Below are 5074 nucleotides of genomic sequence, written 5' to 3' on the forward strand. Positions count from 1 at the left end.
ACTAGGTCACGGACACGAAGAACCCACACCAGTGACACCCCGGGCAACCGCCCGGGGTGTTTCTGTATGCTGGGCCCCACGAGACACGGGGTGCGCCGACTCCCGAAAGGGCCGTCGGCGCTGAGATCACACCCGTAGAACCTGCTCTAGTTCGTACTAGCGAAGGGATGGTCCAATGACTGATTCACTCCAGCACGCATTCAGCACCGCACGCGCCGGGTTCACCGCGAACCCGCCGCTCATCCAGTGCCTGACCAACGCCGTGGTCCCCCAGATCACCGCGAATGTCCTCCTCGCCGCAGGCGCCTCGCCCGCAATGCTCGACACCCCCGAGGAGTCCGCCGACTTCGCCGCCGTCGCGTCCGGCGTCCTGGTCAACACCGGCAGCCCCACAACCGCCCAGTACACCGCGATGCGCGAGGCCGTCCGCGGTGCGAACCAGGCGGGGGCCCCCTGGGTCCTCGACCCGGTGGCCTGCGGCGGTCCGGCGACCCGGACTTTCTTCGACCGCGAGATCGTCTCCCACTCCCCGGCGGCGGTGCGCGGCAATTCCTCGGAGATCATCGCCCTGGCCGGCGGCACCGGCGGCCGCGGGGTCGACGCCACCGACGAGGTCGGTGCCGCGCTGGACGCCGCCCGGGACATCGCCGGGCGCACCGGGGCGGTCGTCGCGGTCTCCGGCCCCCGTGACCTCATCGTCTCCGGCGGCAGGACGACCTGGCTGACCTCGGGCGATCCGATGATGCAGCTGGTCATCGGCACCGGGTGCTCACTCGGGGCCCTGACCGCCGCCTACCTGTCGACGTCGCTGGACCCCCACGACGCCGTCCTCGCCGCCCACGCGCACGCGGGTGTGGCGGGGACGATCGCCGCCCGGTCGGCCAGCGGCCCGGGGAGCTTCTCCGTGGCCTGGTTGGACGCGCTGTACTCCCTGGCCTGTGGCGACACCGGCCTGGCGGGCGCGACGGTCGAGGAGCGGTAGATGTCCCCCGCGACCCCCGACTGGTCGCTCTACCTGGTCACCGACCCCGCCCTCGGAGGCGGACGGGACAACGTCCCCGGCATTGTCCGGGCCGCGGTCTCCGGCGGTGTATCCGTGGTGCAGCTGCGCGACAAGGAACTGGACGACGCGTCCTTCAGCACCCGAGCCACCGCCCTGGCCCGCAGGCTCGACGGCACCGGAGTGCCGCTGTTCCTCAATGACCGGGTGGGGATCGCACGTGATCTCGGCCTGCATCTGCACCTCGGGCAGGACGACACGGACTACGCCACGGCCCGCGGCATGCTCCCCGAGACGTCCATGATCGGGTTGTCCGTCGACGACCACTCCCAGATCGACACCCTGGCCGGTCTGGTCCGGGACGGTGTCCGCCCGCCGGACGTCCTCGGCCTCGGCCCGGTCGGGCTCACCGGCACCAAGACAGATACCGGCCGCGCCCTGGGCGTCAGCGGTCCGGGCAGTGTGGGCGACCTGGCCGCGCACGCCGCTGAACTCGGTATCCCCTCCGTCGCGATCGGCCACGTCAACGCGGACAACGCCGCCGCTCTGGGACGCAGCCCCGTCGCCGGGATCTGTGTCGTCTCCGCCATCATGGCCGCGCCGGATCCCGGGCAGGCCGCCCGCACCCTCCGCACCACCTTCATCTCAGCAAAGGAAGAATCATGACCCGCCGTGCCACCCGTGTCCCCCGTGTCCTCAGTATCGCCGGGACAGACCCGACCGGAGGGGCCGGCGTGCAGGCCGACATCAAGTCCATCGGCGAGGCCGGCGGTTTCGCGATGAGCGTGATCACCGCGCTCGTCGCACAGAACACCCACGGGGTACGTGACATCCACACCCCGGACACTGACTTCCTCACCTCCCAGCTGGACGCGGTCTTCGACGACGTCACCGTGGACGGCGTGAAGATCGGCATGCTCGGCACCGCGGGGATCACCCGCACGGTCACCGACTACCTGACCACGCACCCCGTCCCTGTCCTGGTCGTGGACCCGGTGATGGTCGCCACCAGCGGCGACCGGCTGCTCACCGCCGATGCAGAGGAGGCACTGGCCGGGCTGTGCCGTCTCGCGGACGTGATCACCCCGAACCTCGCAGAGCTCGCCGTGCTGGGCGGCACCGGCACCGCCGCGTCCCTGGATGAGGCGCTGGAGCAGGGCCGGTCGTTGGCCGCCGACCTGGGGACCACCGTGATCGTCAAGGGCGGTCACCTGTCGGGCGCGGCGGCGGACAATGCGGTCGTCGAACCCGACGGCACGGTCAACGGTGTCCCGGTGGCCCGGGTGGAGACCCACAACACCCACGGCACCGGCTGCTCCCTGTCCTCGGCCCTTGCCACACGCCTCGCCGCCGGGGCGTCCCCCGCCGAGGGTCTGCGGTGGGCCTCACGGTGGCTCGCCGAGGCCATCCGTTACGCCGATGACCTGGACGTCGGCTCGGGCAATGGTCCGGTGGACCACACCCACCGTTCACGGCGTCTGTCCGCCGCGGCGGAGACCACCCCGTGGGACCTCACCGCCGCGGTACCCCGGGAGATCACCACGCCGGACGACCTGGACAGCATCTCCGCCGGGCCCGCCACGGAACCCCGGATCGCCGCGGCCGGGCCGTGGACGCAGGCCCTGTGGGACGCGCAGGCTCCCCTGTACAACGGCATCACCGCACTGCCGTTCATCCGGGACCTGGGTGCTGGGACGCTGGAGCACGAGGACTTCTCCTTCTACCTCGCGCAGGACGCCCTCTACCTCGCCGCCTACTCCCCCGGACTGGCCGCGCTCGCGGCCTCCGCCCCCGACCAGGACTCCGCACTGTTCTGGGTCAAGGGGGCCGCGGAGTGCCTCGAGGAGGAGGCGGAACTGCACCGCACCTGGTTGGGCGACGCCGCCCCCGCGCATCCCTCGCACGTCACCGCGTCCTACACCTCACACCTGGTCAGCAGCGTGCACAGCCGTGACCATGTGGTGGGGGCCGCCGCCGTGCTGCCCTGCTACTGGCTGTACGCGGAAGTCGGACTGGCTCTGGCCGCCTCCTCCGTCGACGACAATCCCTACGCCGCCTGGGTGGACACCTACTCCGGGGACGACTTCACCTCGAGCGTGCAACAGGCCATCGCACTGGTCGAACAGGCCTTCAGCGAGGCCAGCCCCCGACAGCGTGCGGAGGCCGCCCGGGCGTTCCTCGACGCGTCCCGGTGGGAGCTCGAGTTCTTCGACCAGGCGGGACGCGCCGGTGTCTGACTAGAGTCGGCACCATGAACGCCACCATCGTCACCGCAGTCCAGGGGGACATCACCACCCAGGAGGTGGATGCCGTCGTCAACGCGGCGAACAACCGGATGCGCGGCGGAGGCGGCGTGGACGGTGCGATCCACGCGGCAGGCGGGCCAGAGGTCCTCGAGGACTGCATCCGCAGGTTCCCGGACGGCCTGGCCACCGGCGACGCAGGCTGGACAACCGCGGGGAACATGGCGGCCGGATGGGTCATCCACACCGTGGGCCCGAACTTCGCGGCGGGTGAACGCGACCGGTCACTCCTGACGTCCTGCTACCGGCGCTGCCTCGAGGTCGGCGATGAACTCGGGATAGGCAGCATCGCGTTCCCGCTGATCAGCGCCGGAGTGTACGGCTGGCCACTCGAGGACGCGGTGGATGCCGCGGTATCCACCCTCGCCGGGGCCGCGGGCACAGTGACGGGTGGCGTCACGGACATCCGCATCGTCACCCCCGACGACGCCATCCATGACGCCGTCCAGCGGAGGATCGACCTGCTCGCATAGCCGTTGACACCTCGCACCCCGACTTTCGCACCGCCGCACCACCTCGCTTCCACAGAACCCCTGGTCAGATTTTCTGCGCACCCTCGGGCGGTGCGAAAGTTGCTCGGTCGTCCGGGCACACCAGCACGCTAACTGTCCGGCACCACCACGGTGCGCAGTTCCGTGGTCGCCAGCAGCTTGCCGGATCCCGCGTTGACGTGCTCGATGCGCCACAGCTGGCTGCTGCGTCCAGTGTGGACGGCGCGGGCGGTGGAGTGGATGACATCGCCCGGTTTGCTCGGGCGCAGGAAGTTCGTGGAGTTGGTCGTCCCCATCACGGAGGCCCGGCCACCGGTGGCGATGAACCCGGCGAAGGACCCGGCGGATTCCCCCAGCGTGGCGTAGATGCCGCCGTTGGTGATGCCCCACGGCTGCACATGCTCCCGGGTCACCGTGAGCTCCAGGACGATCTCGGGGGCGAAGGAGATGTACTTCACGCCCAGGGTCGCGTCGAGCCCGCCGACCTTGTCCTCGAAGATCGAGGCAAGCTCCGCAGACTCCTCCCCGGTGATCTCCCGGGTCCCCGCCTTCTGCAGCAGCCCGGTCATCCGCTCCATCACGGCGGCCTTCTCCGCCCTGTACGCAGCCTTCTGTTCCTCGGTGTACCCGCCGGTGTCCGCCGTACCCGCCATCGGTGATCTCCTTGTATCGTCGGTTAATCGTCGTCAGTGTCCTCCGGTGAGTCTAGCCACCGGCGTGCCGTGGCGGGCGCCGTTCACTGCGATGTCCTGACGCCGCGCTACTATGGGTCACCATGACTGATTCCTCCGCACAGATCGGTGTCGTGGGCCTGGCAGTGATGGGTTCCAACATCGCCCGGAACTTCGCCAACCACGGCCACACCGTCGCCGTCTACAACCGCACCATCGCCAAGACCGACGATTTCATGGCCGAGTTCGGGGACACGGGGCACTTCGTCCCCTCCGCCGGCGTCGAGGAGTTCGTCGCCTCCCTGGAGCGGCCGCGCCGCGCCCTGATCATGGTCCAGGCCGGCCCTGCGACCGACGCGGTGATCAACCAGCTCGCCGATGCCATGGAGCCCGGCGACATCATCATCGACGGCGGCAACGCCCTGTACACCGACACCATCCGCCGCGAGGCCGAGATGTCGGAGCGCAACCTGCACTTCGTCGGTGCCGGCATCTCCGGCGGTGAGGAGGGCGCCCTGAATGGTCCGGCGATCATGCCCGGTGGCCCCGTGGAATCCTACGAGTCCCTCGGCCCGCTGCTGGAGGACATCTCCGCCAAGGTCGACGGCA

At 70.1% G+C, this 5074-nt stretch carries 4 protein-coding genes, 1 pseudogene and 1 riboswitch; of the genes and pseudogenes, 4 read left to right on the plus strand and 1 reads right to left on the minus strand.

The annotated features are described in order from the left end of the window. Positions 1 to 76 precede the first annotated feature (76 nt). Positions 77 to 185: riboswitch (TPP riboswitch) on the plus strand. From thiM to ACTIL2_RS15090, 3 genes and pseudogenes are all read left to right on the plus strand, one after another. Further along, positions 176 to 982, plus strand: coding sequence for a hydroxyethylthiazole kinase (gene thiM / locus ACTIL2_RS15080; protein ID WP_442338296.1), 807 nt, complete (start codon positions 176 to 178; stop codon positions 980 to 982). It overlaps the preceding riboswitch by 10 nt. Continuing rightward, a pseudogene (locus ACTIL2_RS15085) lies at positions 983 to 3237 on the plus strand (bifunctional hydroxymethylpyrimidine kinase/phosphomethylpyrimidine kinase). It begins immediately after the preceding gene. Between the two features lie 14 nt (positions 3238 to 3251). Then, complete coding sequence (locus tag ACTIL2_RS15090; protein WP_442338297.1) at positions 3252 to 3776, plus strand: macro domain-containing protein; 525 nt, start codon at positions 3252 to 3254, stop codon at positions 3774 to 3776. Between the two features lie 128 nt (positions 3777 to 3904). Here ACTIL2_RS15090 and ACTIL2_RS15095 read toward each other — a convergent pair whose 3' ends face one another. After that, on the minus strand, positions 3905 to 4447 hold the full coding sequence (locus ACTIL2_RS15095) for a PaaI family thioesterase (protein WP_442338298.1): 543 nt from the start codon (positions 4445 to 4447) through the stop codon (positions 3905 to 3907). Between the two features lie 122 nt (positions 4448 to 4569). Here ACTIL2_RS15095 and ACTIL2_RS15100 point away from each other — a divergent pair. Next, on the plus strand, positions 4570 to 5074 hold a 505-nt coding region (locus tag ACTIL2_RS15100; RefSeq protein WP_442338299.1), incomplete at its 3' end, for an NAD(P)-binding domain-containing protein.

Source organism: Corynebacterium sp. (assembly GCF_052107835.1).
Taxonomy (GTDB): Bacteria; Actinomycetota; Actinomycetes; order Mycobacteriales; family Mycobacteriaceae; genus Corynebacterium.